This is a genomic window from Glutamicibacter sp. NPDC087673, assembly GCF_044743255.1.
Classification (GTDB): Bacteria; Actinomycetota; Actinomycetes; order Actinomycetales; family Micrococcaceae; genus Glutamicibacter.
Genome location: NZ_JBIUWB010000001.1, coordinates 750,401 through 775,127, shown reverse-complemented (window position 1 = coordinate 775,127; position 24,727 = coordinate 750,401). Strand labels below are relative to the sequence as shown.

The following is a 24,727-nucleotide window of genomic DNA, read 5'->3' as shown; positions in this document are numbered from 1 at the left end:
GCCTGTTAATAACAGCCCTAGTGTTGGGTTCGGGAGAGAAATATCCACAGGCGCCTGACATCCAAATGTCCGTATCGACTGACACGATGAAGCGTTGCCATGAGGCAAGGATAATTTTTCCCAGCGGGTCAATAGGGGATGGAAGTGTCTGCAATGAGTGCTGAGCCGGTTTACGAAGGACGAGATTCCGACGCAGGGCGCAAGCCGCCACAGGATATCGAGGCCGAGATGTCGGTCCTCGGTGGCATGATGCTCTCCAAGGACGCCATTGCTGACGTCGTTGAATCCATTCGCGGCACCGACTTCTACCGTCCCTCCCACGAATCAATTTACGAGGCGATTGTCGACCTCTACGGTCGTGGCGAACCAGCCGATGCGGTCACCGTAGCCGACTTGCTGACCAAGCGCGGCGAAATCTCGCGCATTGGTGGCGCCGCCTACCTTCACAATCTCATCCAGCAGGTTCCAACTGCAGCCAACGCCGGGTACTACGCAGAAATCGTGCGCGAACGCGCCGTGCTGCGCCGATTGGTTGACGCTGGAACGCGTATTGTCCAGATGGGCTACTCGCCAGATGGTGAAGTTGACGCAATCGTCAACGAAGCCCAGGCAGAGGTCTACAAGGTGGCCGAGAACCGCAGCAGTGAAGACTATGTGCGACTTTCGGACATCATCGAAGACACCGTTGATGAAATCGAGAACGCGGCCAACGCGGGCGATGGCATTACCGGTGTGCCCACCGGATTCTATGAATTCGACGAGCTGACCCAGGGCCTGAAGGGCGGCCAGATGATCATCATCGCCGCCCGTCCTGCGGTGGGCAAGTCAACCTTCGCGCTGGACTTCGCCCGTTCTGCTGCCATCAAGCACAATATGGCCACCGTGTTCTTCTCCTTGGAAATGGGCCGCAATGAAATTGCGATGCGCCTGCTCTCGGCCGAAGCATCCATCCAGCTCCAGGATCTGCGCAAGGGCTCGGTGGAAGACGCACAGTGGACCAAGATCGCCACGACCATGGGCCGGCTGAACGAAGCCCCGTTGTTCATTGATGATTCGCCGAACATGTCCATGATGGAAATCCGTGCCAAGTGCCGTCGCCTCAAGCAGCGCAATGAGCTGCGCATGATCATCCTGGACTACCTGCAGCTGATGAGCTCGGGCAAGCGCGTGGAATCGCGCCAGCAGGAAGTTTCCGAGTTCTCGCGTAACCTCAAGCTGCTCGCCAAGGAACTCGACGTTCCGTTGATTGCGCTGTCGCAGCTGAACCGTGGTTCCGAGCAGCGTACCGACAAGAAGCCAATGGTTTCGGACCTGCGCGAATCGGGCTCGATTGAGCAGGACGCCGACATGGTGATTTTGCTGCACCGTGATGACGTCTACGACAAGGAAAACCGTCCGGGCGAAGCTGACGTGATTATCGCGAAGCACCGTGCCGGTCCGACCAAGACCATCACCGTGGCCTTCCAGGGCCACTACTCGCGCTTCAATAACATGTCCACCGAGGGTTAGTCCCAGTCAGAACTCATATGGCACCTACTAAGCCAGCGAATTGCTGGCTATAGTGGGTGCCATGTTCGCTTCGATGCAGGCTTTGCTGTGGGGCACTGTGGCCGGCTCGGCCCTGCTGCTGGGATCTGGCGCGGCCTGGTGGCTGAAGATCCCCAAGGTCTGGGTCAGCGCCATCATGGCCTTCGGTGCCGGGGTCCTGGTCAGCGCACTGGCCTTCGAGCTGGTGCTCGAAGCCTATGAAACCGGCGGCCTCGTTGCGACGCTGGGCGGCGTGATCGTGGGCGCTGCCTTGTATTTCGGCGCGAACCGGCTGCTGGCCTGGAGAACCTCAAAGCGGCAGGCGCAGCGCGCAGGAGAGCAGGAGTCATCGGGAACCGCGCTCGCGGTCGGTGCACTCATCGACGGCATTCCCGAGTCCGTGGCGCTTGGACTTTCCGTGGTCGCCACCGCGAGCATTAATCCGGCGATGCTCATCGCCATATTCATCTCCAATGTCCCCGAGGGACTGGCGAGTACCGCACAGATGAAAGCGTCCGGGCGCAAGGGGTCCTCGATCGTTTTGCTCTGGGGATCGATAGCCATTTCCTGCGGCATCGCTGCCTTCCTCGGAGCGCTGCTGCTGGAATCCATGCCCGGTGAAGTGCTGGCCTTCGCCACCGCGGTCGCTGCCGGAGGCATCTTGACGATGATCGCCGACACCATGATTCCGGAAGCCTACAAGGTGGAGCTCGACTACACAGGGTTGCTGGTGACCTCGGGCTTCCTGGCGGCCTTCAGCCTGCACGTGATCGGCGGCTAGGGGAAACCTGAGATCATGGATGCATGCCCCTGAACCGCAGCAGCCAATCAGCCGAGCGCGCCGAGTCAACGATCTATGCTCCGCAGTATCTTGCCACCACCCTTGGCATGTTCGTGCTCGTCTTCCTGGTCGCTTTCGAATCCATGGCCGTGACCACGGTAATGCCACTGGTCAGCGAGCTGCTGGAGGGCGAACGCTACTTCGCCCTGGCCTTTGCCGCGCCAATCGCCAGCGGGATGCTGGGGATGGTTGCCGCCGGAGAAGTCACCGACCGGTGGGGGCCGAAGCACCCGCTGTCCATCGCCGTGGCCGTTTTCTGCATTGGGCTGCTGATCTGCGGTTCAGCCGAGAACATGCAGGTCCTGATTGCCGGGCGCATCTTGCAGGGAATTGGCGGTGGCGCGATCACCGTCGCCATCTACGTGCTCATTGCCCGCGCGTATCCTGCGCATCTGCATTCCAAGATCTTCGCCCTGTTCGCTACCGCCTGGGTGGTCCCGGCGATGATCGGCCCCTGGCTGGCCGGCTTGATGGCCGTGCACCTCGGTTGGCGCTGGGTGTTCTCCGGCGTGGCGGTGCTGGTGGTTCTCGCGTTCTGCGGGATCGTGCCGGCGTTGAAGTCGCTGAGCTCCCAGCGCAATCCGGACCTGGGGCCGATTTCCAAGAAGCGGCTGATGCTGGCCGGCCTGGCTGGACTGGCTGTCATCTGCATGAACTTGCTCGGCAATGCGCAGGGCAGCTGGTCCCTTCTGGGACTGGTCTTGGCATTGGCGGTAGCCCTTGCAGCAATTCGCCCGTTGCTGCCCAAGGGCACGTTCAGCTTGGCCAAGGGGCTGCCGTCCACCATCATGACCCGCATCTTCGTGGCCGGGGCCTTCTTCGGCGTGGAAGTCTATCTGCCGTACCTGCTGCGCGAGGATTACCAGCTGGGTCCCGACCGGGCGGGCCTGATCCTGACGGCCTCGGCATTGTGCTGGTCGGTGGGTTCATGGCTGCAAGGAAAGCTGGGGGATAAGGTGGAATCCTCCACCTGCATCACCGTGGGTGCGATCGCCGGCAGCGTAGCGATTTCAACCGCATTGGCCACCGCGATCTTCCATCCGCCGGTCCTCGTGCTGGTCTGCGGATGGGCCGTGGGCGGCTTCGGCATGGGGATGATCTTCCCGCGGCAAAACGTGAACATGCTGGCCCTGTCTGCCAAGGATGAACAGGGATTCAACTCATCGGCAATGACCGTGGCCGACTCCCTGGGCAACGCCGGAACCACCGCCATCGGTGGCGTCATCTTCGCGATGGCCGCCACCGGGATGGAGTTCATCTCGGTCTTCAGCTTCAGCCTCTTGCTGATTCTGGTCCTGATCGCGATCTCGCCGCGCACCAAACCTGTTGCGCAGCCAGCAGCTTGACTACGCTGGGATCATGGACACAGAGCTTCCCAAGACGAGCAACCCCGCCGCCAGGGCTTTCGAGCAGGCCGGCATCACCAGTCTCGAGCAGGCGGGGCAAGCCGGCACCGCGGCGCTGCTCGCGCTGCACGGCGTCGGCCCGAAAGCCATCCGCATCCTCCGCGACGAGCTGGCCGCACGCGGCCTCAAGATGAACCCCTGAGATCTCCGGTTTAGCCGCGCGGCAGGATGCCCAGGTGGTCCTTGTCCTGTTCCACGATATGCTGCGCATACTCGGTGTGCTTGGCAACGTAGGCCTTCACGTACGGGCAGACCGGAACGATCCTGGCACCGCTGGCGATGGTGTTCTCCAGCGCGAATTTCACCATGACGCTGGCTAGGCCCTGTCCGCCGTATTCCTCATCCACGGTGGTGTGGAAGAAGATCCGCTCGACGCCTTGGGCCCCATCAAAATCGCGGTAGTGCGCCGCTCCGATGATCTTGCCGTCATCGTCGAGGGCGAAGCGCTGGCGCTCGGGCAGGAATACTGGTTTGATGTCGCTCATTGGGAGTTCCTTACTGGTTAGGCGGGGTTCACGCGCGGGCGCAGGCGAACGGTGGGAAGTGCTGGAGCCGGCAAGGTTGCCGGAGTATTAGGCGGGAAAGGCCCGAAGCGATCCTCGGAGGCATCCCCGGGCTCGGCCCCGATCTCGGCCTGCCATTGCGCGCGGAACGCGAGGACTTCCTCATGGGTGCGGCCTACGAAGTTCCACCACATCAGGATGTCTTCCTTCAGCGGCTCTCCGCCGATGAGCAGCGCCAGAACCGGCTGGTCCCCGGACTTCAGGCGCAGGGTCGTGCATCCCGCACGCACGAACCCGAGATCGCGTGGAGCGAGTTCATGGCCGTTGACTTCAAGATTGCCGGAGTCCAGGAGGATCCCGTGCTCATGGTGCCCGGGGACAACCACTTCGATCTCGGTGTTCGGTTCAAGGCGCAGTTCGGCGCCACCGAGCTCGGTGTGCGTCTTCACCGGGGAGGTGGACGACTTGCCCGACACCCCGTAGGTGCCAAGGAAGACCGACAGCGACCAGCCGGGAGCGGTGAGCGCTTCCGGGCGGTAGTTCTCAAAAGTATGTTCCATATCCCGTGCATGATCCGGCAGCGCGGTCCATAACTGGGCGCCGTGAAGGATGGTGGTGTCTTCGGTGAGGATCTCCGAATGGCTGATTCCGTGCCCGGCGGTCATCAGATTGACCTCGCCGGGTCGCACGGTCGCCTTGAACCCGGCCGAATCCATATGGTTGATCTCTCCGGTGAAGAGCCAAGAGACAGTCTGCAGTCCGGTGTGCGGGTGACGAGGCACGTTCATCCCGCCGGTGACTGCGACATCGTCAGGACCGTAATGGTCCAGGAAGCACCAAGCGCCGATCAGGCTTCGCTGCTTTTGCGGCAGTGTCCGGAAGACCGTCATTGCCCGCGGACCGCCCAAGGGCACTTCGCGTGGTTCCAGGATTTCAACCTCTGCCTGGGAACGCACTGCACTGCAGCCGATCTCCTCAGGCCGGTGCTCAAGATTGCTCATATGCCAAGGCTATTCACTGTGGCCCGCTTTGACTACTTGCGCCACCGATTCGAACGCAACTGGAATTGGCGCTGCGACCCGGGGCAGCTTTCGGCCCGGGCACGGTATTCTCGACCGCGGTACGATCAATGCAGTGGTATTAGGCATCTTTCAAGGAGCTTGCGACAACGTGGACAGTGCTATTCTTCGCGACGAAGATCTTCTCAAGCTGGAAAAGCAGGTGTGCTTCGGCCTGGCCGTAGCCTCGCGCTCGGTGATCTCGGCATACAAGCCCGTGCTGGATCCGCTGGGGCTGACGCATCCCCAGTACCTGGTGATGCTGGCCCTTTGGGACTTGGGGCCGATCAGCGCCCGTGCCCTCAGCGGGCATCTGCACCTGGATCCGGGAACGCTTTCCCCGTTGGTCAAGCGCCTCGAAACTGCCGGTTTGGTGGCAAAGACGAAGAACCCGGACGATGAGCGGGCCGTCATCATTCAGCCCACCGAGAAGGGTGCCGCGCTGCGTGCTGAAGCGGTGGAGGTGCCGCGCGAAATGATGTCCCGGCTTGCCCTGACCGACAAGGATGTGCTGGAGCTGCGCGGCATCCTGGACCGCATTATTGCTGCAGGTTCGAACGCTCCGAAAAGCTAGAACCCCATTTAGTTGGTGCACCAACTAATGACGTATGATTGAAGTGCCAGTACTCGCAAACCCAATGACCGAAGAGGACGACGATCATGGATGAATCACCCCTGCCGATCATTTCCGATACCACCGGACTAAGCGTCGGCTACCGCATATTCTGGCGTCTGAAGTACTTGGGATTGTCCATCTTCGGTCCGGCCGAGCGCCGTGTCCTCGCCAGCCCTCGCGAACGCATCAAATGGGACCGCGCAATGAAGGTCATGCGCGCCCATGAAGCTGCCGGAACCTCGCCGGATGAGCAAACGCTGTACACCGCGAGCCGCATGGAGCCTCGCCGTCCGCAGGGGTAGTTGCCCCTGCGGGTGAACCTGATGGCGGGCCGCGATAATATTGACCTTATGGAATCGATGACTGAACTCGTAGTCGCCCGGCAATTTTCCGCACCGAAGAACGCCGTTTGGGCTGCCTTCGTCGAGCCGGAAATCATCGCCCAGTGGTGGGGTCCCGATGGCTGGCTTGTCGAGGAAGATTCCGTCGTATTCGAAGCCAAGGTCGGCGGCCGGCATGAGCTGAATATGGTGCAGGCTGATAACCCGGATGCCAAGGTGCCGCTCAAGGCGGTCCTGACGTCTTTCGACGAGTACGAATGCCTGGTCAGTGCCGACGGCCCGCACGAAATGACCTTGGACCTCGTGATCGAAACCCGTATCGAATTCAAGGAATTCGCCGGGCAGACGATGCTGACGCTGACCCAAACCCCATTGCCTTATGAGGTTCTCGAATCCAGCACCAAGGCATGGGATTCCGCTTTTGCGAAGCTCGAAGCGCTGCTGGCGGAATTCTTCTAGGCCTTTAGTACGGCAGGGGAAGAACCAGCACAGCAGCTGCGAACGCCTGCCAGTTTCGCGCTCTTGCCGGCGGAGTCAAAGCGCAGCACGTGGCTGAAAGGCGTTTCGCTGCGGCCACTGGCGCAGTTCTGGCAGGTTCATGCCGTGTAGCGCAACCAGAATCCCATGATGATCTGATGGCGCGGAGCATTGCCGCACGCAACCGGAGCATCGACTTGCACGCCAATTTCTTCCTCCGGTTGCCTGCGCCCTAGCCTCGCCCGATGTAGGGCATTCCGCCAGCAGTGATGGTGAATTGGTTGATGGAGGTACCGAGCGGAACCCCGGCGATGTACGCAACGGCCTCAGCGGCTTGGGCCAGCGGGAATGTCGGCTCGACGAGCCGTTGGCCGCCCGGTTGCAGGGCACCCTGGGTGGCCCCGAAATCATCGAGCAGGTCACTGGCGGTGTTGCCGATATCGAGCTGCGTGGCCCTGATCCGGTGCTCCCGTCCATCAAGTTCAAGGCATTTGGTCAAGCCGGCGATGCCGTGCTTGGTGACGGTATAGGCAACGGAGTTCACCCGCGGAACCTGCGCTGAAATCGATCCATTGTTGATGATGCGTCCGCCGTCGTTGGCCTTGAAATGGGCAAAGGCCGTGCGGGCCGCGTTGATGGCCCCGGTGAGGTTGATCCGGCAAACCTCATCCCACTGGGCCGGACTCAGCTCATCGATGGCTGCCGAGGGACCGAAAATCCCGGCATTATTGAACAGCGCATTGACCGTGCCGAAACGTTGCGCCGCTTCGGCAAACAGGTGTTCCACAGCCTGCGGATCACTAACATCCGTGGGAACCACCAAGGCGGAACCGTGGCCTTGCGCCGTCTCATGCAGGTTAGCCGCGGTGCGCCCAGCGAGCACCACATTCCATCCCTGCGCCAGCAGCAGGCGTGCGGTGGCGCGGCCAATGCCTGATCCTGCGCCGGTGATGGCAATCGTGCGCGGGGCCTGCGGGACTCCAGATGCGTGGGACATTAATTCTCCTTGCGGAAAGCTCAACAGTGATCGGACGAGGCGCGTGGTCTCATCCTAGGAATTTGCGCCGCCAAACCCCAGTTTTCGCCTGCATGTTGCGAAGCGCCCCCGAGCGCATTTCCCGGATCAGCCTGGCAAGCAACTAACCTTGAAGTGCTCGGTCCCCGCGACCCCGGCCGAACATTCCCTAAGGAGGCTTGTGTTCCTCGACGTGCTCTATGGCGTGCTGCCGCTGTTCTTCGTCATGCTCATCGGCTACGGCGCCAGCCATGCACCCAAATTCCCGGCCAGCGTGGAACCGGCACTGAATGTGTTCGTCTTCTATGTCGCCTTGCCGGCGCTGCTCTACAAGGTGGTAGCCCGGGCGGATATCAGCGAAGGCGTGCCGCTCGCATTCCTGTGGATCAGTATCGTCTCCGCGCTGCTTTTCGCCCTGCTCAGCTGGCTGGCTTTCCGCTATCTGCTGCGCGCAAACCGGGCGCGGGCGCTCGCCGGCATGCTGACCACCAGCTTCGGCAACGTGTCGTACTTGGGAATCCCGATTATCCTCGGCGTCATGGGCACAGAAGCCGGGTTCGCCGCGGGCATGGGGCAACTGGTCCACAACATCATCTTCATGGTCGGATTCCCCATCCTCGCCCAAATTCTCTTGCCCAACGGCAAAGGAGGCCAGCATCCGGCAAGCGCCGCGCGCATCGCCCGGACCATCCGCAATGCCCTGGCTTGCAGCCCGGTCACCTGGGCCATGGCCCTTGGCGGCACGGTAGCAATCCTCGGTGTGCCCGTGCCGCGGCCGGTGGACGACACCGTCGACCTGATATCCGCCGCGGCCGCCCCGGGAGCGCTCTTCGTCATCGGCATGTCGCTGAAGCGGACCATGGACCGTTCACGTGCCAGGAGGCATGCACCGGTTGCTCCGGATGGCACTGCGGCTGCCGCCAGTCGGGCGAGAACCTCCATCGCGGCCATGGTGCTGGGCAAACTCGTGGCAATGCCATTGCTGACGGTGGCCATGCTGCTCGTTTTCGCCCCGGATCTGGAGCGCATCTGGTTCAATGCCGCGGTGCTCATGGCGGCCATGCCGGTCAGCGCGACCGCCTACATCATGGCCCAGAACGACACCGGGGATGGCGAGCCGACCGCGGTGGCCATCGTGATCACCTGCGTCCTGTCGGTCATTGCCTTGCCGGTGCTGGCTCAATTGGTACTGAAGTAGTCCCCGCGCTTTCCTTGACCTTTGCCCCGGTGCGGGGACAGTCTTGTAGCAGCACAGGCTAATCAGCCCGGAGTATCCAGCCCGAGAGATGAGATGCAGGGATTTGATGAAGAAGTTTTCGCTGGCCGCCATCGCCCGAACCCAGCTGAGGGAAGCCGCGGATGCAACCAATGGCCGAGCTGCCAGCACGGTTTTCGGCGGACATGAGCACACCCTGCGCCAAACCGTCATTGGGCTCACGGCCGGCACCGAGCTGCAAGAACATGTGAATCCCGGCGAAGCGACACTGCTGGTCCTCCAGGGCAGGGTCACCGTTTCATCCATGGGCAACCAGTGGGAGGGGCGCAGCCAGGATCTCATTGTGCTTCCCGAGGGGAGGCTGAAAATCAGCGCCACGCAGGATTCCAGCGTGCTGCTCACCGTAGCCAAGATCGATCGCTAGGGGACACCAAAATGCGGGCCAGTTCACATCCATGAACCGGCCCGCATCTGCAGGGGAGAAGGACTGATTAGACGCTGACCGCGTCCTTCTCCCGGTCTCCAGTGCCGCTTTCGCCGGCCGCGGCTTCGGCGTCTGCCAAGTCCCCGGCTTCAGCGTCGATGGCGTCGGCGGATGCCGCGGCTTCGCTCGCCTTGGCTTCAAGCGCCCGGCCTTGCAGCGCGGCGAGCTCCTCGGCGGAAACCGGGTGGCTGGAGGTCTGCACCGGCTTGAGCTGGTCGATGACCATGGTCACGGCCAGGCAGGCCAAGGCCCAAATGGCCAGGACCACCAGGTGGGAGCCGAGCCCGACCCCGTCGAAGTAGACGATCGCGCGGATGGCTTCGACGGCAGCCGGCATCGGCAGGATGTCGTGCAGGATGGTGAAGATGCGCGGTTCCATGTAGATGGACAGCCCGCCATTGGAGGCGGGGACGCCCAGGAACATCACGATCAGCATGGTCGGGACCAGGCAGACCATGCCCAGCAGGCGGTTGAATACCGTGGTGAGCATGGCCACCGCGAAAATCGCGAGCATGCCGACGCTGAACAGCTGCCCGAAGTGGCCCTCCACTGCCCCGGTGAACGGGCCGGCGATCAGGCAGAGCACGGCGGACATGAAGGCCGAGTACACGGCCACCAGCGGGACCAGTTTCTGCAGCGGGGCCATGTGCGGTGCCGCGGTGGCGCCGACCATGATGACCATGAAGCCTGCCATCACCCAGCCCATGCCCAGGTACATGGCCACGGTGCCCATATTGTCGTGCTCCGGAAGCGGGGCCAGCTCCTGGTGGTCCACGTCCATCTGCTGCGCTTGGCCGATCTGCGTGAACACCTGGACCACCAGCTGCGATGCGGCGTTGCCGGAAGCCTGGGCGGTATAGACGGCAGCTTCCGGGCTCTGCTCCGAAGGCAGCACGAAGGCCCCTGTCAGCTCCTGGGACTCGACCAGGTACCGGGCGTCAGCGGCATTGTCCATGGCGGTTAACTCGAACATGCCCTCCATGGATTCGTTCAGCGAATCCACGGTCTGCTGGGCCTGCTCCACGGAGGAGCCCACGACGGCTACCGGCATGTCGCGTGGCACCGGGGTCTGCATGGCGCCGAGCATCGAGCTGAGCATGATGGCGATCATGCCGAAGGGCAGCGCGGCCAAGGTGATGTAGCGCCACGCCTTGTTCTTGGGGCGCGGGCCGCCATGCAGGGAAGCGACATTGATCTGGGTGGGGATATCGCTCTTGCCCTTGGCGATGCGCAGGGCATCGAGCAGGGCGACCAGCAGCAGCGCCGCGACGGCACCGCCGGCGAGAATCAGGATATGCCGGGCCGCTCCGTCGCCGTTGAAGTACAGCACCGAGCGCATGGCTTCGCCCAGGGCCGGCATCGGCAGGAACTGGTGCAGGAACGGGAAGATCTTCGGCAGGGTGTAGACCGACATGCCCATATTGGAGGCCGGCTGGCCCAGAACCATGAACAGGAACATTCCGGGGATGACGGCCATGGCGCCGAATATGCGGGTCAGCAGCAGCTGCCCGGCGCCCACGGCGAAGACGCCCAAGGCCAGGGTCGACCACGCGGGCAGGATGCTCGCGGCAGGAATGACGCCCAGGATCGGGCCGCCGACGAGGATGCCCAGCCCGGAGAGCAGGATCGACCATCCGCCCAGCAGCGGCAGCGCGCGGCGGCGCTTGAGCAGTTCCGGGGAGTTCGAGAAGGCCATCGACCAAGGCATGTAGCCGGCAGTGATCATCGCGGTGGCCAGCAGCATGGCGCCCATGCCCATGGAGTCGTTCTCCGGAAGCGGCACCAGATCCTGGGAAGCCAGTTCCAGCGACTGCTCCATGATGACCGGCGTGAGCACGGCCGTGATGGCCGAGGTAGCTGACATGCCGGCGCCGCTGGCGGTGTACAGCGTGGCCGTATCGCCATCGAGGTCCACCGCAGCGGTGACTTCGCGGTCGTAGACCAGCTCGCGGGCTTCGCGGGCCGAGTCCACGATGCGCAGGTCCACGGCCTCAGCATTGCTGTCCTCCAGCGCCCTGGCAAAGTCACCGGCCGCTGCGCTGCTGGTGGCCGAAATGGCCACCGGCATGTTCGCGGCTGACTGGTGGTGCATGGCCCCCAGGTAGCCCCAGATCATCATGCCCACGATCATCAATGGCATGATGAACACTGCGACAGTCCTGCCGATCTTTTCGGCCTTGGCGCGTTTGGCGGCCGCTTCCTGCTCGGAAAGAGGCTGCTTCTCGTGCTTGGCCCTGCGGGAGGGCGGCGGGTTTTCAGTGACTGCGGCGTCGTTGCTCAACTGCGCATGCTCCTTGGATTCTCGGTCTGCAGCGGGGTGCGAGGCAACCCGCCAAGGTCTTTAGTTGAATACTGACAACTAATTTACGCCACATGGCGTAAAATTGTCAGCAACTGTGCCGAGGTTCACTTCCTGGACGCCGGGACGAGATGATGCGAGGAAAGGCGGGAATGGTGAGCCGACACGGCGATAAGGCGCGGGAGGTCTTGCTCGATGCGGCAGAAGAGCTCTTCGCGAGCCACGGCATAGACGCCGTATCGAATCGGAAAATTGCCGAGCATGCCGGTACTGCCAACCATTCGGCGATCAAATACCATTTCGGGAGCCGCGAGGACCTGTTGCAGGCCATGCTCCAGCGGGCACTGGGCGACATGCGCAGCTGCCGCAACCGCCTGCCATCCCTTGCTGGCGGACCGGAGGCGAGCCTGCGCGAGGTGGTCACCGTGCGGACCCTTCCCTGGATCTATTCCTTTGACGCGCTGCCGCGGCCCTCCTGGCGGGCGCAATTCCTCTACCAGGCACGGCTGCATCCAGGACTGCCGGCGATTGTGGGCGACAGCCTGCGCAACGAGGTGCTGAGCGTGGCGGGCCCAGGACGTGCTCGCAAGGAATTCGAGGGCATTCCGGAGGTCGTGGTCAGGTCGCGTGCGCTGATTCTCGGTCCGATGTTCCTGGGGCTGTGCGCGCAGTACGAGCGCACGGTCAATGAAGGCAAGCAGCAGGGCAACTGGGAATCGCTGGGCTACTTCCTGGTCGATTCCATGGTCGGCATGCTGGCGGCGCCAAGCACCGCTGCGGCCGACTTCATGGGATTCGGCGAGGACTAGCCGGGCTGGCGCGAGGCGCTGCAGCTGGAATTAAAAAAACGCAGAGGCCAGGTCCCGACGCCTCAGGGGTTGGCCTCTGCGTGGTCTTGGGTGGACGCCTAGCGTCCCGGGTGCTGGCCGAACAGGCGGCTCCACAGCGAGGGAGCCTCGCGGGTGATCCGCGGCTGGCGGGCAATATCCGGATCCAGGTTCTCGATGGGCTGGAACAGTCCGGTGCGCAAGGCGTCGGTGGTGGCAATGAGGCGCTGGTCCTCCGGTGTGCAGTTGATCTTGCTTGGGTTGATAGCGGTCATTGCGACCCTCCTTCACGATTTCGCATTTCCACAATATGGAAATTATCTTCTGTGTTGTGAAACCATTATGTGGGCTAGGTTGGAGCGTTTGCAATAGCTGGGCGCAAAATTATCTATCCACGATATGGAAACCGGCAAAAAGTCACACTTGTTAAAGTTTTTCCAGCTTTCGCTTGACTGCGACGCTGTGAGGTGGATTACAGTGGTGACACAAGGTTCCACGAAACCAGCATCGAGTCGAAGCCGAAGTCTCCTTCGGTGGTAAGGGTGTTCAGCCAAGGTCCGTGGAAAGAACGACCGTTTGAAAAGAGCTGATCACCCGATGCGTTTAGACGTATTCAACCAATTGCCCGCAGCCGAGGCCGCTGATTTCCTGCGCCCCTGCGTCGATGTCGACCGCTGGATCGATGCCCTTGTTTCCGCCCGTCCTTTCAGCAGCTTCGATGCGCTTTCCAGCTTTGCGCTGCAGGACGTCGCTCCCTTCAGCCGCGAGGAAATTGCCGCCGCCCTGGCCCACCATCCGCGCATTGGCGAACAGGCGCAGGGAAGCAGCAAGGAAGCGGACCTCTCCCGCGGCGAACAGGCAGGCCTGGACCTTGATGACGATGTCGCCGGCCGCCTGGCAGCAGCCAACCGGGCCTATGAGCAGCGCTTCAACAGGGTATTCCTCATCCGCGCCGCCGGCCGCAGCACCGAAGAAATCCTTGCCGAATGCGAACGCCGGCTGGCCAACGCAGAACAGGCTGAACTGCTTGAAGTAGCCGAGCAGCTGCGCCAGATTGCGCTGCTGCGGCTGGAGAACTCGGTGGACAACTAAGCCCATGCCCGGGGTGAACCCCTGCGCATTTATCGATACCAATCCCTCCGACAGCCAGGAGATGAACATGGCAGATGGAAATGGCGAACGCAGCCACATCACCACCCACATACTCGACACCGGGACCGGGAGGCCTGCCTCCGGTGTCAAGGCCACGCTGGAAGCCAAGACGGCATCCGGCTGGCAAGAAATCGGCTCGGGTTCCACGGATGCCGATGGCCGCATCAAGAACCTCGGACCGATACAGGTTGAAGCCGGCCGCTACCGGATTTCCTTTGAAACCGGCGGCTACTTCGGGAAGCAGGGAACGGAAAGCTTCTTCCCCGCGGTAAGCATCGATTTCTTCGTCAACGACGTCGACGAGCACTACCACGTACCTCTTCTTATCAGCCCGTTTGCATATTCCACGTACCGAGGGAGTTAGAACAATGACTACCGAAATCACCGCCCCAGCAGATACCAAGATCGTGCTGGGCTCCAACCAGTACGGCAAGGCCGAAGTCCGCCTGGTCAAGATCACCCGCGACACCGTGCGCCACCAGATCCAGGACCTGAACGTCACCAGCCAGCTGCACGGCGACTTCACCGCCGCGCACCAGGACGGCGACAACGGCCGCGTCGTCGCCACTGACACCCAGAAGAACACCGTCTATGGCCTGGCCCGCAACGGCGTGGGCGCCATCGAGGAGTTCCTGGTGCAGCTGGGAAACCACTTCACTGGCGAATTCGAGTGGATCACCGGCGGCCGCTGGGCAGCCCAGCAGTTCTTCTGGGACCGCATCAACGACCATGACCACGCCTTCTCGCAGAACAAGTCCGAAGTGCGCACCGCCGTGCTGGAAATCGACGCCGAAGGCAAGAAGTCCATCGTTGCCGGCCTGGAGGACCTCACCGTCCTGAAGTCCACGGGCAGCGAGTTCCACGGTTTCCCGGTGGACAAGTACACGACCCTGAAGGAAACCACCGACCGCATCCTGGCCACCGACGTGACTGCGCGCTGGCGCTACACCGGCCAGGCCATCGCCCAGGGCATCGACTTCGACGCGGTCTACACCTCGGTGCGCCACCTGCTGCTGACCCGCTTCGCCGACACCCACTCGTACGCGTTGCAGCAGACCATGTTCCAGATGGGGCAGGCAGTGCTCGAAGCGCATCCGGAAATCGCCGAAATCAAGATGTCCCTGCCGAACAAGCACCACTTCCTGGTTGACCTGGAAGTCTTCGGCCAAGACAACCCCAATGAGGTCTTCTTCGCCGCGGATCGCCCCTACGGCCTGATCGAAGCGACGATCACCCGCGAAGGCACCGAGGCGAATCACCCCATCTGGGCCAATATTCCGGCATTTATCTAACTGAACGGCGTTGAAGGTGGGCCGGCGCTGGCACGCCGGCACACCTTTGGCAGCGACTGACGTAGGAGGTCAGCCTTGAGCGCTACACAAGATGAATCTATCAAAGGCAATCGTCCCGAGGACGCGAAGCTCCCTCTGGGGAAGTCCTTTGCCTATGGCCTGCAGCATGTCCTGACGATGTACGGCGGCATTATCGCCCCGCCGCTGATCATCGGAAACGCTGCCGGCTTGGCCCCGGACGAGGTGGGCCTGCTGGTCGCCTGCTGCCTGTTTGTCGGCGGGCTGGCCACCATCCTGCAAACCGTGGGCATCCCGTTCTTCGGGGCGCAGCTGCCGCTGGTCCAGGGCACGTCCTTCGCATCCGTGGCTACCATGGTGGCCATCGTCAACGGGGGAGGCGGAATCCAGGCGGTCTTCGGGGCCGTGCTCGTCGCAGCGCTGATCGGCTTCCTCATAGCGCCGTTCTTCGCCCGCATTGTCAGGTACTTCCCGCCGGTGGTCACCGGCGTGGTCATTACCATGATCGGCATCTCGCTGACCCCGGTCGCGGCCAACTGGGCCATGGGCGGGGACGCGAAGGCCGATGACTACGGGTCGCTGGCCAACATCGGCCTGGCCGCCGGAACACTGCTGGTGGTCCTGCTGCTGTCCAAGGTCGGCAATGCAGCGATTTCCCGCATGTCGATCCTGCTGGCCATCGTGCTGGGCACCGTCGCCGCAGCGCTGCTGGGCATGGCCGATTTCTCGCAGGTCGGGCACGGCGCGATCTTCGCCTTCCCGCAGCCACTGGCCTTCGGCATGCCGGTCTTCGAAATCGGCGGCATCATCTCGATGACCATCGTGGTGCTGGTGATCCTCACCGAAACCACCGCAGACATCCTCGCTGTGGGCGAGATCGCCGGATCGAAGGTGGATTCCAAGCGCATTGCCGACGGCCTGCGTGCCGACATGGCCTCTTCCGCAGTGGCGCCGATTTTCAATACCTTCACCCAGTCGGCCTTTGCGCAGAATGTCGGCCTGGTGGCCATCACGGGCATCACCAGCCGCTTCGTTGTCGCGGCCGGTGGCGGCATCCTCGTCGTGCTCGGCTTGCTGCCGATCCTCGGACGAGTGGTCGCTGCCATCCCGACTCCGGTGCTCGGCGGCGCAGGCATCGTGCTCTTCGGCACCGTCGCCGCTTCCGGGATCCGGACCCTGTCCAAGGTGAAGTACGACGGCATGAACCTGGTGATCGTCGCGGCATCGATTGCCTTTGGCTGCATCCCGATTGTGAAGCCGGACTTCTACGCTGGATTCCCCACGTGGTTCGAGACGATCTTCCACTCCGGGATTTCCTCGGCGGCCGTGATGGCCGTGCTGCTGAACCTGCTGTTCAACGAACTCAAGTTCGGGAATACAAAGGATGCATCGGTCTTCTCGGCGGCTCCGCCGCGCATGGTCAAGACCGAGGAGATCTGCGGATTGCTCGATGGCGACCACTACGTGGGCGGCAAGCTCATCGACAAGGAAGGCTACGAAATTCCGGTGGTCACACCCGATGAATTCGAGCAGATCCAGACCGGAGCCATCCAGATGCCTGTACCCAGGCCTGCCGAGACATCAGGGCACTGAGGAATCGGCCCCATCCGAACCCGAGGCCGAGGAATTGCACGATGACGAGAAGTAGCAGCTAGCGCGAAATGCTCGCAAACTCCGGTTTGCGGGCATTTTGCGCGAGTTCGAGCAGTTGCACTTCACAGCGCGAACAGCCAGGGAGCACCGCCGGACGAGTTTTCCGGGCACCTTGCGCAGGGCTGGCCCAAGTGCTGGACTGCGTTGGAAGTTCCGTGCAGGCACCGGACCAGTCAGGGGCTCCTGTGCGGCAGCGGGAGCATCGGCGTTTTGCGAGGGTCTAAGCTAGATGACTGTGAGTTCAGCAAATCTTTCCATCGGCGTTGACATCGGTGGCACCAAAATCCTTGCAGCCCTTGTGGATCAAGAGGGGAACGCCTTCGGGCAAATCCGCCGCGAGACACCTGACCATGACGTGGCGGGGACCGAACGTGCCCTGGCTGAGATGATCCGCGAGCTCTCGAAGGGCAACGAAGGTCTTCCGGTGGGCATTGGAGCCGCGGGATGGATGGACCGCAAGGGGCAGAACGTGCTGTTCAGCCCCCACCTGTCTTGGCGCAATGAACCGGTGCGCGACCGTCTGATGCAGCTGGTAGGACATGAAGTGACTCTGGTCAACGACGCTGATGCGGCCGGCTGGGCCGAGCATCGTTTTGGCGCGGGCCGGGGCGAAAGCGACATGGTGTGCCTGACCCTCGGAACGGGGATCGGCGGGGCGGTCATCCTCGGAGGGCAAATCCACCGTGGCAAGTCCGGGATTGCTGGCGAATTCGGGCACCAGGTGATCGTTCCCGGCGGCCATCGGTGCGCCTGCGGAAACCGCGGTTGCTGGGAGCAGTACGCCTCTGGCAATGCCCTGGGCCGGGAAGGAGCCGAACTTGTGCGCAGCAAATCACCGGTGGCCTTCCGCCTGCGCGAGGCCGTGGGCGATGATCCGGACGCCGTTACCGGGGCGGAGGTAACTCGACTTGCCGCAGAGGGCGACCCGGCGTGCGCCGACCTCATTGCGGATATGGGCGAATGGCTCGGGTTGGGCATTTCGAATCTGGTCTCGGTTCTGGATCCGGGGACCATCGTTATCGGCGGCGGCTTGGGCGCGGCGTCGAAGCAACTGGTGGCCACCGCGGAGGAGACTTACCGCCGCACCCTCTCCGGCAGGGGCTACCGTCCCTTTGCGAAGATCAGCCAAGCCGAATTGGGTCCGGTGGCAGGCCTGATCGGGGCTGCTGATTTGGCGAGGTTCAATCAACAGCAATAAACATTGACAGGACATTAGGTCTTATCTAGGCTCAGGTTGTTATTCAACACGAGAGCGAGGTTCCGGCATGGTCCTGCCAGAGAAGCCGCCGCAGACCCGTGGCTGGCCGCTAGCAGTCGTTTTGGGAACCTACGCGGTCGCCATGTGCGGTACCACCATGCCGACCGCGCTGTATCCAATGCTCCAGGATGAATACGGCCTGAGCACCGCCGACTCGACCCAGCTTTTTGCGATCTACGCCCTGGTGGTGCTCACGGTGCTGTGCATCTTCGGTTCCCTCTCTGACGCCATTGGCCGCAAACCCGTCATGATTCTCGGGCTGCTCGCCTCGGCCGCCAGCGGGGTGCTTTATGCCGTGGCCACCGACGCGCCCATGCTGTTCATTGCCCGGACCCTGTCCGGGGTGTGCGCCGGGCTGGTCACCGGAACGGCCACAGCCTATTTGGCGGATCTGGTCTCCAGCTCCGGACGCGGTGCCGCCATTTCCAGCCTGGCGAATATGGCGGGACTAGGCAGCGGTCCGGCCTTGGCGGCATTTCTGACTTTCTTCTTCCCGGCTACCCCCATGATCGCCTTCAGCGTGCACGCGGTGCTTTCGGGCCTATGCATCGTGCTGCTGGCCATGATCCCCGACAGTGTTGCGCACCGCCGGGGCGGATGGAAACTCAGCCTTCCGCTGGTGCCGCGTTTGGCACGACGGGACTTCTGCGTGGGCGGACTGATGACCCTGGGCTTTGCGGTCATGGGCGGCTGTACAGCCATGACGTCCATCCTGGTGGTCCGCGCCTTTGGGATTACCGACCTGCGCCTGCTGGGGCTCATCGGTTCGCTGATTTTCGGCGCTACTACCGTGGGCCAGAAAGCGGGCGGGAAGCTGGTCAGCGAAAAAGTGCAGCTGGGCTATGCCGGGCTGGCGGTGGGCGCGGTGCTGATAGCTATTGCCCCGAGGTTGGGCGGGGGCCTGGCGGTCACGGTGTACCTGGTTGGCCTGGTGGTTGCTGGACTGAGCCATGGTGCGCTGTTCCCGGTGGGACTGGGCATCGTACTGCGGCGCATCGAGCTGCGGCATCGAGGCAGCGCCAGCTCCGCCTTCTGGGTACTGGGCTACGCCCTGACCGCACTTGGGGCGCTGGGGCTGGGCTGGGTAGGGCAGATCAGCGGCGAATCGATGGCAGTGACCTGCTTCGGCGCAATCATCGCACTGTGCGCAATCGGGTGCGCCAGGCTTCATCGCCGCTGGGACGATTCTGCAAACTCGCGAATCCCTGCCGGACCCTAGGCCTGCGTGCGGCGGGCATTGCTGGCAACACAGCCGAGCTCCAGTGGGCCCCGGTCTGCGTGTGGCAGAGAACACGTGGTTTGCCGGAATGAGGTGCAGTCGATCCTCGTTGGGCATTGATAGAGGAAAACCGTATCCGGCAATGGCCCGAACCAGTGGCCTCGGACAGATCTGAAAGGCAATCAATGACAGTTGCATCCCAGGAAATCCAGGCCGACACAGCAACGCTCAACGCCATTTTTGGCGAGGCACGCACCGCTAACGCGTTCACCGGAGAGGTTACCGAGGAGCAGGCCCAGGAAATCTACGAACTGGCCAAGTTCGGTCCAACCGCGTTCAATTCCCAGCCGCTGCGCGTCACCTACGTGCGGTCGGACGAAGCCCGCGCCACCCTGGTCGACGCGCTCTCCAACGGCAACAAAGCCAAGACCGCAGCAGCTCCGCTGGTAGCGATCCTCAGCTATGACACGGCATGGCACGAACAGTGGGACAACTTCCTGCCCGGCTACAACGCGCCCAAGGCCATGTACGATGCTGATGCGGACTTCACCGCATCCACCGGCAACAACAACGCACACCTGCAGGCAGGCTACTTCATGCTCGCCGCGCGCAGCTTGGGCTTCGCGGTAGGTCCAATGACCGGCGCAGACTTCTCCGCCATCGACGCATCGTTCTTCCCGGAAGGCGAGCAGAAGAGCTTCCTGGTCGTGAATATCGGCCAGCCAGCCGCAAGCGAGATCGGCTCGCCAAAAGCACGCTTCGACTACGAAGCAGTTGTCCGCACCGTCTAGGTGCATCGAGTACTTCGAAAACGGCATGCGCCAGAAGCCCGGAATTCACACGGTGAATTCCGGGCTTCTGCACGCCAGCGGGAGGATCCTAGGAGGTTGCGGCCAATGAAGCTTGCAGGGCCGCGTCGGCCTCAATGAGTACCTTGGCGGCGACTTCCAGGCCCTCAACGGCACCTAGCTCGGTGTCCTCGTGTTCGATGTTCACCATCATTTCCGGATCCACCTCGTGCAATGCGCGCAAGAACTCGGTCCAGAATGCGGTGCCATGTCCCTTGCCCAAAGCCACGAAGTCCCAGGCTGAATTCTTCGGCCACTCGTTCGCCCATTCATCCCCGCCGAGGTTGGTGCGTGGTTCGTCTTCGCCCAGTTTGCGGAAGCTGTTATCCAATACGCCCTGGATGGCCGCATTCGGATTGACGCGCACATCCTTGGCTGCTGCGTGGAAGAGCCATGGGCCCAGGTCGCGGACAACGGCCACCGGATCCATCTGCTGCCAGAAGAGGTGCGAAGCATCCAGTTCAACTCCGATGTTGCTGGTACCGGCCCGCTTCAACAGCTCTCGAAAGCTTGCAGGGTTGAAGACCAAGTTCTGCGGGTGCAGCTCCAGAGCGACCTTGACTCCGTGTTCGACAGCCAGCTCATCGATTTCTTTCCAGAATTCCGCGGCAATCCCGAATTGATAGTCCAGCTGGTCCAGAGCTGCCGAATTCCAGGCATTGACTACCCAATTCGGGGTCGAAGCTTTGGGGTCTCCATCGGGCAGGCCGGACATGGTGACCACGCGGGTCTGGCCTAGGCGCGCGGCCAGCTTGATGGAGCGGCGAATGTCCTCGGCGTGCTTCTGGCCGATTTCGCGATTGGGGTGCAACGGGTTGCCGTTGCAGTTCAGCCCATAGATTTCCACGCCGGTGCCTTCGAATTGGGCGAGGAAAGCATCGCGAGCGATGTCCGATTCCAGGATTTCATCGATGTTCGGCACGTGCACTGGGGGCAAGAAGCCACCGGTATTCAACTCGATGCCGGTCAGTCCCTGGGCGGCAATGACCTCCAGGGCTTCGGCCAGCGGGCGGTTGTGGAGGATTGCGTTGTAGACTCCGAGTTTCACAGTGAAACCTTCTTTCCGTCATTGGCAGCGGACTGCACGACCGCCTGGAGGACCTGCATATTGTGCACGCCCTCGTCGAATGTTGCGTTGATGGGAAGTGCAGTGCCCAGGCCGCAGACCTCGTCGAGGAAGGCGCGCGCCTGGTAGCCGAAGGCATCATTCTGGCCGAAGCCGACACCTGGCGCATCCATGGGCAGTCCGCCACTGAGGTAGGCGTGTTCCGAGCCGAGATTCACCGTGCGGTAGCCATTGGTTGCCGAAGGCCCCTCGGTGAGCATGATTTCGATTTCCGCTGGACGCAGCTGGCTGAAGCGTGCGGCGCCCTTCTCGCAAAAGACCTCGAAGGTCAGCGTATTGGGGTGGCCGGCTGCCACGCGGGAAACTTCCAGGCTGCCTGCGGCCCCGGCGAACTGTACGTTGAACGCCGCGTAGTCGTCGTTTTCTACCGGCTCGGACGTGTCGCTCAGTTCCACGAGATCGTGGCCGGTGACGGCGCCGGCTGGCAGGAAGCGTTCGGTGATGCTGGTGCTCAGCTGGCCGCCGCTGACCGAAAGAATCTCGCCGGCCAGGAATTCGGCAACGTAGGCCAGGTGGCTTCCCACATCGGCCAGTGCGCCCGAGCCTGGCTGGCCCTTGAAGCGCCAACTCATCGGTGCCTGCGGGTTGTGGCCGTAGTCGGTCCAGTAGCGTCCGGAGAAATGCAGCACCTTGCCCAGGGTGCCATCGGCGATCAGGTTCTGGATCGTGGCGATGCCCGGGGTGCGGCGGAAGGTGAAGCCAACGCGGGCCACGGAGTCGGCGTTGCGGGCCGCGGTGGCCATCGCTTCAGCTTCTTGAAGGGTGTCAGCCAGCGGCTTTTCGCACAAAACGTGCTTGCCGGCAGCCAGCAGGCCCTCGACTGCTTCACGGTGGAAACGGTTGGCAATAACTACCGAGACCACGTCGATATCTGGATCTGCGGCCACCTCTTGCCAGGAACCGAGCGCCTTTTCGTAGCCGTAGCGCTTGGCGACCTTGGCTGCGAGCTCGGTGTTCACGTCAGCCACGGCAACGTAGCGAAGCGGTGGCAAGTCGGAGCTGTAGAGGGTGGGTGCCGTGCGGTACCCAGCGATGTGGGACAGCCCGGCCATGCCGGCGCCAATGACGGCAATGCCGATGGTTTTTGTCATGGAATTCTCCTGGATGAAAGCTGTTCATGGAATATTTTGGAGCGCTCCAAAAGAGTCTAGAACCTATTTCAGATCGCGGTCAAGGGGTCTGCAGGAGAAGGTTTGGAAGCGGAAGGAATCAGGGCCGGCGTGGTGCCGCGCAGGTGCCGCGCTCGATGAGCATCGGCTCCATCAGCACGCGCTGGGCTTCGCGTTCGGGATTGGCGAGCCGGGAGAGCACCTGCTGGGCCGCGTGCAATCCAAGCTCGTGGTTGCGGCTATCCACGGTTGTCAGGCGCAGCAGGTGGGTGCCGGAGAGCGGCGAGTTGTCGTAGCCGATGATTGACAAATCCCCAGGTGTCGACAGGCCGGCTTCCCGGGCGGCTGCCATGGCTCCCATGGCCATTGAGTCGTTGCCGGCCAAGATGGCCGTTGTTTCCGGGGCTTCGCCCAAAAGCTGCCGTGCGCACTGGTAGCCGGTGTCTTCGGTGGTCAATTCGCTGACCGAAACTATGCGCTCTTCGAGTCCCACGGCCTTCATTGCCTCCTGGTACCCGGCCAGGCGCAGCATCGAGGCTCCGCCGCCACCGGCGATGTGGCCAATATTCCGGTGGCCCAGCGAAACCAGGTACTCGATGGCTTGGCGTGCCCCGAGCCTGTCGTCACTGGAAGAAATGTCCGCGCCGCGAACCTGGGTGGCGCGATTGCCGGCCACAATGACCGGAACCTGCGCTGAAAAGCGCATGGCAGGAGTCGGTTCGGTGGCCAGTACCAAAGCCTCTACCCGGGTGCTGAGGAATCCATCGAGCGGGTCCGACTCGACGTGGGTGTTGAGTGCCCGGTCGGAAACTGCGATGCGCAATCCTGCGCTTGCCAGTCCTTCTTGGAGCCCGCGAAGAAGTTCCACGAACCAGACGTTGGTGTAGTCGTCGATGACTACGCCGACTGTCTGGCTCGTGCCGCCGGCAAGTGCCGTGGCGGCCTGGCTGGGGCGGTAATCCAGTTCCTTGATGGCGGCCAGTACTGCCGCGCGACGTGCTTCCGAGACGCTGGGGGAGCCGCGCAGCACCAGGGACACCAGCGACTTGGAAACACCTGCGGCCTGGGCAACGTCGTAGATGGTCGCTCGACGGCGTGCTGCGGCCACAGTTCCTCCTGGGGGTGTCGGTTGTTCTCGTTAAGAGCCTAGCGTTTTGCTCGAGCGCACGGCCGTTAGGGGGTGGATTCTGCTCGTCGAACTTCGCGGGCCACGCCATGAAGCCAAGACATGGCATGTGGAAATTTTTTTATTTTCAACGTCCGAAACAGATGGAATACCCCGGAATTCCGCGGATTTGTCCACACCATGTTACTCATGTTGTAAATATGTCAGTACAAACCTTTGACAGTGCCGAATTCATGGTGCAAAGTATTTCTTGTGGCACCGTTCACATCTTCGGCAGTTGGCCGATCCCTGAACTTCTGACTCGAAAGGACGTCGATCTGCGTGACTTACGACGTACTCACCCTCGGACGCATCAGCGTCGACGTGTATCCGAATGACATCGGCGTTTCCCTCGCGGATGTGAACACATTCAGCAAGTACCTCGGCGGCTCCGCCACCAACGTCGCCGTGGCGGCCGCCCGGCACGGCCGAGCAGCCGGTGTGATCACCAAAATCGGCGACGACGACTTCGGCACATTCCTGGAACGCGAATTGGACCGCTTCGGCGTGGACCGCACCCAGGTAGCCCGCGACGCCACGTTGCAGACGCCAGTCACCTTCTGCGCCATCATGCCGCCGGACGACTTCCCGCTGTACTTCTACGGACGCTTCCCGATGGCGCCGGACTGGAACATCGACAGCAGCGACATCGACCTCCAAGCCGTCAAGGACTCCAGGATCTTCTGGAGCACCGTCACCGGCTTGAGCCGCGAACCTTCGCGCACCGCGCAATTGGCGGCCTATGCCGCCCGCCCAGCAGATTCCCTGGCCCAGGGTCAGTTCACCATTCTGGATTTGGACTACCGCCCGATGTTCTGGGACTCCGTGGAACAGGCCCGCGAACAGGTAGCGCGTGCCCTGCCATCGGCCACCGTGGCCATCGGCAACGACACCGAATGCTCGGTAGCCGTCGGCGAAGGCACCCCGGATGAGCAGGCCGACCGCCTGCTGGAGGCCGGAGTGCAGATTGCCGTGGTCAAGCTCGGCCCCGAAGGGGTCATGGCCAAAACCCGCACCGAGCGCGTGGTTTCCGCGCCGGTCCCGGTGCAGACCGCTAACGGACTGGGTGCCGGAGATTCCTTCGGCGGCGCCTTCTGCCACGGACTGCTCTCCGGCTGGCCGCTGGAACAGGTGCTTGACTACGCCAATGCCGCCGGAGCCATTGTGGCCTCGAAGGTTGCCTGCTCCGACGCCATGCCGGACCCGGAAGAAGTCAATGCCCTGCTGGCCGAGCGCGGCCGCACCGTCCCCGACTCCCAGAAAGACCTGGTCTAGAA

At 62.5% G+C, this 24,727-nt stretch carries 26 protein-coding genes; 18 read left to right on the top strand and 8 right to left on the bottom strand.

Annotated features, from left to right (window positions below; genetic code table 11):
* The first annotated feature begins 153 nt into the window (after positions 1 to 153).
* The 4 genes from dnaB (at position 154) to ACIOTL_RS03605 (ending at position 3,916) form a co-directional block, all read left to right on the top strand.
* Positions 154 to 1,509, top strand: a complete 1,356-nt coding sequence (gene dnaB / locus ACIOTL_RS03620; protein WP_105656572.1) for a replicative DNA helicase — start codon at positions 154 to 156, stop codon at positions 1,507 to 1,509.
* 61 nt (positions 1,510 to 1,570) lie between these two features.
* Positions 1,571 to 2,308, top strand: coding sequence for a ZIP family metal transporter (locus ACIOTL_RS03615; RefSeq protein ID WP_105656633.1), 738 nt, complete (start codon positions 1,571 to 1,573; stop codon positions 2,306 to 2,308).
* A gap of 23 nt (positions 2,309 to 2,331) precedes the next feature.
* The gene (locus ACIOTL_RS03610) at positions 2,332 to 3,714 is read left to right on the top strand and encodes an MFS transporter (RefSeq protein WP_133833832.1); all 1,383 of its coding nucleotides are present in this window, start codon (positions 2,332 to 2,334) and stop codon (positions 3,712 to 3,714) included.
* Positions 3,715 to 3,727: 13 nt separating this feature from the next.
* A complete protein-coding gene (locus ACIOTL_RS03605; RefSeq protein WP_105656632.1) occupies positions 3,728 to 3,916 on the top strand; it encodes a hypothetical protein in 189 nt (62 codons plus the stop codon).
* Between the two features lie 10 nt (positions 3,917 to 3,926).
* On the opposite strand, the gene ACIOTL_RS03600 is transcribed toward ACIOTL_RS03605, so the two are convergent.
* Complete coding sequence (locus tag ACIOTL_RS03600; RefSeq protein WP_400341824.1) at positions 3,927 to 4,259, bottom strand: GNAT family N-acetyltransferase; 333 nt, start codon at positions 4,257 to 4,259, stop codon at positions 3,927 to 3,929.
* A 17-nt stretch (positions 4,260 to 4,276) separates the two neighbouring features.
* Positions 4,277 to 5,278, bottom strand: a complete 1,002-nt coding sequence (locus ACIOTL_RS03595; protein ID WP_400341823.1) for a pirin family protein — start codon at positions 5,276 to 5,278, stop codon at positions 4,277 to 4,279.
* A gap of 169 nt (positions 5,279 to 5,447) precedes the next feature.
* On the opposite strand from ACIOTL_RS03595, the gene ACIOTL_RS03590 reads away from it, so the two are divergent.
* The 3 genes from ACIOTL_RS03590 to ACIOTL_RS03580 all read left to right on the top strand — a co-directional run bounded on the left by ACIOTL_RS03590 (position 5,448) and on the right by ACIOTL_RS03580 (position 6,751).
* The gene (locus ACIOTL_RS03590; RefSeq protein WP_400341822.1) at positions 5,448 to 5,909 is read left to right on the top strand and encodes a MarR family winged helix-turn-helix transcriptional regulator; all 462 of its coding nucleotides are present in this window, start codon (positions 5,448 to 5,450) and stop codon (positions 5,907 to 5,909) included.
* Positions 5,910 to 5,995: 86 nt separating this feature from the next.
* A complete protein-coding gene (locus ACIOTL_RS03585) occupies positions 5,996 to 6,253 on the top strand; it encodes a hypothetical protein (protein WP_286134083.1) in 258 nt (85 codons plus the stop codon).
* Between the two features lie 57 nt (positions 6,254 to 6,310).
* Positions 6,311 to 6,751, top strand: a complete 441-nt coding sequence (locus ACIOTL_RS03580; RefSeq protein WP_400341821.1) for an SRPBCC domain-containing protein — start codon at positions 6,311 to 6,313, stop codon at positions 6,749 to 6,751.
* A 250-nt stretch (positions 6,752 to 7,001) separates the two neighbouring features.
* On the opposite strand, the gene ACIOTL_RS03575 is transcribed toward ACIOTL_RS03580, so the two are convergent.
* The gene (locus tag ACIOTL_RS03575; RefSeq protein WP_133833833.1) at positions 7,002 to 7,766 is read right to left on the bottom strand and encodes an SDR family oxidoreductase; all 765 of its coding nucleotides are present in this window, start codon (positions 7,764 to 7,766) and stop codon (positions 7,002 to 7,004) included.
* Between the two features lie 199 nt (positions 7,767 to 7,965).
* Here ACIOTL_RS03575 and ACIOTL_RS03570 point away from each other — a divergent pair, with 199 nt between their 5' ends.
* Together ACIOTL_RS03570 and ACIOTL_RS03565 are read left to right on the top strand one after the other, a co-directional pair.
* On the top strand, positions 7,966 to 8,982 hold the full coding sequence (locus ACIOTL_RS03570; RefSeq protein WP_400341819.1) for an AEC family transporter: 1,017 nt from the start codon (positions 7,966 to 7,968) through the stop codon (positions 8,980 to 8,982).
* 106 nt (positions 8,983 to 9,088) lie between these two features.
* Positions 9,089 to 9,424, top strand: a complete 336-nt coding sequence (locus tag ACIOTL_RS03565; RefSeq protein ID WP_133833835.1) for a LuxR family transcriptional regulator — start codon at positions 9,089 to 9,091, stop codon at positions 9,422 to 9,424.
* A 67-nt stretch (positions 9,425 to 9,491) separates the two neighbouring features.
* Here ACIOTL_RS03565 and ACIOTL_RS03560 read toward each other — a convergent pair whose 3' ends face one another.
* Entirely contained in the window at positions 9,492 to 11,765 is a 2,274-nt protein-coding gene (locus ACIOTL_RS03560) for an ABC transporter permease (RefSeq protein ID WP_332594587.1), read from the bottom strand.
* A 170-nt stretch (positions 11,766 to 11,935) separates the two neighbouring features.
* Here ACIOTL_RS03560 and ACIOTL_RS03555 point away from each other — a divergent pair, with 170 nt between their 5' ends.
* On the top strand, positions 11,936 to 12,592 hold the full coding sequence (locus tag ACIOTL_RS03555) for a TetR/AcrR family transcriptional regulator (RefSeq protein ID WP_400341818.1): 657 nt from the start codon (positions 11,936 to 11,938) through the stop codon (positions 12,590 to 12,592).
* 98 nt (positions 12,593 to 12,690) lie between these two features.
* Here the strand turns inward: ACIOTL_RS03555 and ACIOTL_RS03550 are convergent, their stop codons facing one another.
* Positions 12,691 to 12,885 carry a hypothetical protein gene (locus tag ACIOTL_RS03550; RefSeq protein WP_133833838.1) on the bottom strand — a complete coding sequence of 65 codons (195 nt, stop codon included), beginning with the start codon at positions 12,883 to 12,885 and terminating at the stop codon, positions 12,691 to 12,693.
* A gap of 322 nt (positions 12,886 to 13,207) precedes the next feature.
* On the opposite strand from ACIOTL_RS03550, the gene uraD reads away from it, so the two are divergent.
* The 7 genes from uraD to ACIOTL_RS03515 all read left to right on the top strand — a co-directional run bounded on the left by uraD (position 13,208) and on the right by ACIOTL_RS03515 (position 19,993).
* Positions 13,208 to 13,702, top strand: coding sequence for a 2-oxo-4-hydroxy-4-carboxy-5-ureidoimidazoline decarboxylase (gene uraD / locus ACIOTL_RS03545; RefSeq protein ID WP_105656559.1), 495 nt, complete (start codon positions 13,208 to 13,210; stop codon positions 13,700 to 13,702).
* 67 nt (positions 13,703 to 13,769) lie between these two features.
* On the top strand, positions 13,770 to 14,126 hold the full coding sequence (gene uraH, locus ACIOTL_RS03540; protein WP_105656558.1) for a hydroxyisourate hydrolase: 357 nt from the start codon (positions 13,770 to 13,772) through the stop codon (positions 14,124 to 14,126).
* 4 nt (positions 14,127 to 14,130) lie between these two features.
* Complete coding sequence (gene pucL, locus ACIOTL_RS03535; RefSeq protein ID WP_105656557.1) at positions 14,131 to 15,054, top strand: factor-independent urate hydroxylase; 924 nt, start codon at positions 14,131 to 14,133, stop codon at positions 15,052 to 15,054.
* Between the two features lie 75 nt (positions 15,055 to 15,129).
* Positions 15,130 to 16,665 (top strand): nucleobase:cation symporter-2 family protein, encoded by a 1,536-nt coding sequence (locus ACIOTL_RS03530; RefSeq protein WP_105656556.1) that lies wholly within the window; start codon positions 15,130 to 15,132, stop codon positions 16,663 to 16,665.
* A gap of 295 nt (positions 16,666 to 16,960) precedes the next feature.
* Positions 16,961 to 17,923 (top strand): ROK family protein, encoded by a 963-nt coding sequence (locus ACIOTL_RS03525; protein ID WP_286134082.1) that lies wholly within the window; start codon positions 16,961 to 16,963, stop codon positions 17,921 to 17,923.
* Positions 17,924 to 17,990: 67 nt separating this feature from the next.
* Entirely contained in the window at positions 17,991 to 19,202 is a 1,212-nt protein-coding gene (locus ACIOTL_RS03520) for an MFS transporter (protein ID WP_400341817.1), read from the top strand.
* A gap of 185 nt (positions 19,203 to 19,387) precedes the next feature.
* Complete coding sequence (locus ACIOTL_RS03515; protein WP_400341815.1) at positions 19,388 to 19,993, top strand: malonic semialdehyde reductase; 606 nt, start codon at positions 19,388 to 19,390, stop codon at positions 19,991 to 19,993.
* A gap of 88 nt (positions 19,994 to 20,081) precedes the next feature.
* Here ACIOTL_RS03515 and ACIOTL_RS03510 read toward each other — a convergent pair whose 3' ends face one another.
* The 3 genes from ACIOTL_RS03510 to ACIOTL_RS03500 form a co-directional block, all read right to left on the bottom strand.
* Positions 20,082 to 21,098 (bottom strand): sugar phosphate isomerase/epimerase family protein, encoded by a 1,017-nt coding sequence (locus ACIOTL_RS03510; RefSeq protein ID WP_400341814.1) that lies wholly within the window; start codon positions 21,096 to 21,098, stop codon positions 20,082 to 20,084.
* Positions 21,095 to 22,267: a Gfo/Idh/MocA family protein gene (locus ACIOTL_RS03505; RefSeq protein WP_105656551.1), complete on the bottom strand. Its 1,173-nt coding sequence runs from the start codon at positions 22,265 to 22,267 to the stop codon at positions 21,095 to 21,097. Before ACIOTL_RS03505 ends, ACIOTL_RS03510 begins: the two co-directional genes overlap by 4 nt.
* Before the next feature lie 118 nt (positions 22,268 to 22,385).
* Complete coding sequence (locus ACIOTL_RS03500; RefSeq protein ID WP_400341813.1) at positions 22,386 to 23,393, bottom strand: LacI family DNA-binding transcriptional regulator; 1,008 nt, start codon at positions 23,391 to 23,393, stop codon at positions 22,386 to 22,388.
* A 339-nt stretch (positions 23,394 to 23,732) separates the two neighbouring features.
* Between ACIOTL_RS03500 and iolC the strand changes: the two genes are divergently transcribed.
* On the top strand, positions 23,733 to 24,725 hold the full coding sequence (iolC, locus tag ACIOTL_RS03495; protein WP_105656549.1) for a 5-dehydro-2-deoxygluconokinase: 993 nt from the start codon (positions 23,733 to 23,735) through the stop codon (positions 24,723 to 24,725).
* Positions 24,726 to 24,727: the final 2 nt, after the last annotated feature.

Coding starts and splice junctions, on each gene's coding strand:
- ACIOTL_RS03615 (WP_105656633.1), top strand. CDS start 1,571: ATGTTCGCTTCGATGCAGGCTTTGCTGTGGGGCACTGTGGCCGGCTCG.
- ACIOTL_RS03565 (WP_133833835.1), top strand. CDS start 9,089: ATGAAGAAGTTTTCGCTGGCCGCCATCGCCCGAACCCAGCTGAGGGAA.
- ACIOTL_RS03555 (WP_400341818.1), top strand. CDS start 11,936: ATGGTGAGCCGACACGGCGATAAGGCGCGGGAGGTCTTGCTCGATGCG.
- dnaB (WP_105656572.1), top strand. CDS start 154: ATGAGTGCTGAGCCGGTTTACGAAGGACGAGATTCCGACGCAGGGCGC.
- ACIOTL_RS03595 (WP_400341823.1), bottom strand. CDS start 5,278: ATGAGCAATCTTGAGCACCGGCCTGAGGAGATCGGCTGCAGTGCAGTG.
- ACIOTL_RS03605 (WP_105656632.1), top strand. CDS start 3,728: ATGGACACAGAGCTTCCCAAGACGAGCAACCCCGCCGCCAGGGCTTTC.
- ACIOTL_RS03585 (WP_286134083.1), top strand. CDS start 5,996: ATGGATGAATCACCCCTGCCGATCATTTCCGATACCACCGGACTAAGC.
- ACIOTL_RS03520 (WP_400341817.1), top strand. CDS start 17,991: ATGGTCCTGCCAGAGAAGCCGCCGCAGACCCGTGGCTGGCCGCTAGCA.
- uraH (WP_105656558.1), top strand. CDS start 13,770: ATGGCAGATGGAAATGGCGAACGCAGCCACATCACCACCCACATACTC.
- uraD (WP_105656559.1), top strand. CDS start 13,208: ATGCGTTTAGACGTATTCAACCAATTGCCCGCAGCCGAGGCCGCTGAT.
- pucL (WP_105656557.1), top strand. CDS start 14,131: ATGACTACCGAAATCACCGCCCCAGCAGATACCAAGATCGTGCTGGGC.
- ACIOTL_RS03515 (WP_400341815.1), top strand. CDS start 19,388: ATGACAGTTGCATCCCAGGAAATCCAGGCCGACACAGCAACGCTCAAC.
- ACIOTL_RS03505 (WP_105656551.1), bottom strand. CDS start 22,267: ATGACAAAAACCATCGGCATTGCCGTCATTGGCGCCGGCATGGCCGGG.
- ACIOTL_RS03575 (WP_133833833.1), bottom strand. CDS start 7,766: ATGTCCCACGCATCTGGAGTCCCGCAGGCCCCGCGCACGATTGCCATC.
- ACIOTL_RS03580 (WP_400341821.1), top strand. CDS start 6,311: ATGACTGAACTCGTAGTCGCCCGGCAATTTTCCGCACCGAAGAACGCC.
- ACIOTL_RS03610 (WP_133833832.1), top strand. CDS start 2,332: ATGCCCCTGAACCGCAGCAGCCAATCAGCCGAGCGCGCCGAGTCAACG.
- ACIOTL_RS03600 (WP_400341824.1), bottom strand. CDS start 4,259: ATGAGCGACATCAAACCAGTATTCCTGCCCGAGCGCCAGCGCTTCGCC.
- ACIOTL_RS03550 (WP_133833838.1), bottom strand. CDS start 12,885: ATGACCGCTATCAACCCAAGCAAGATCAACTGCACACCGGAGGACCAG.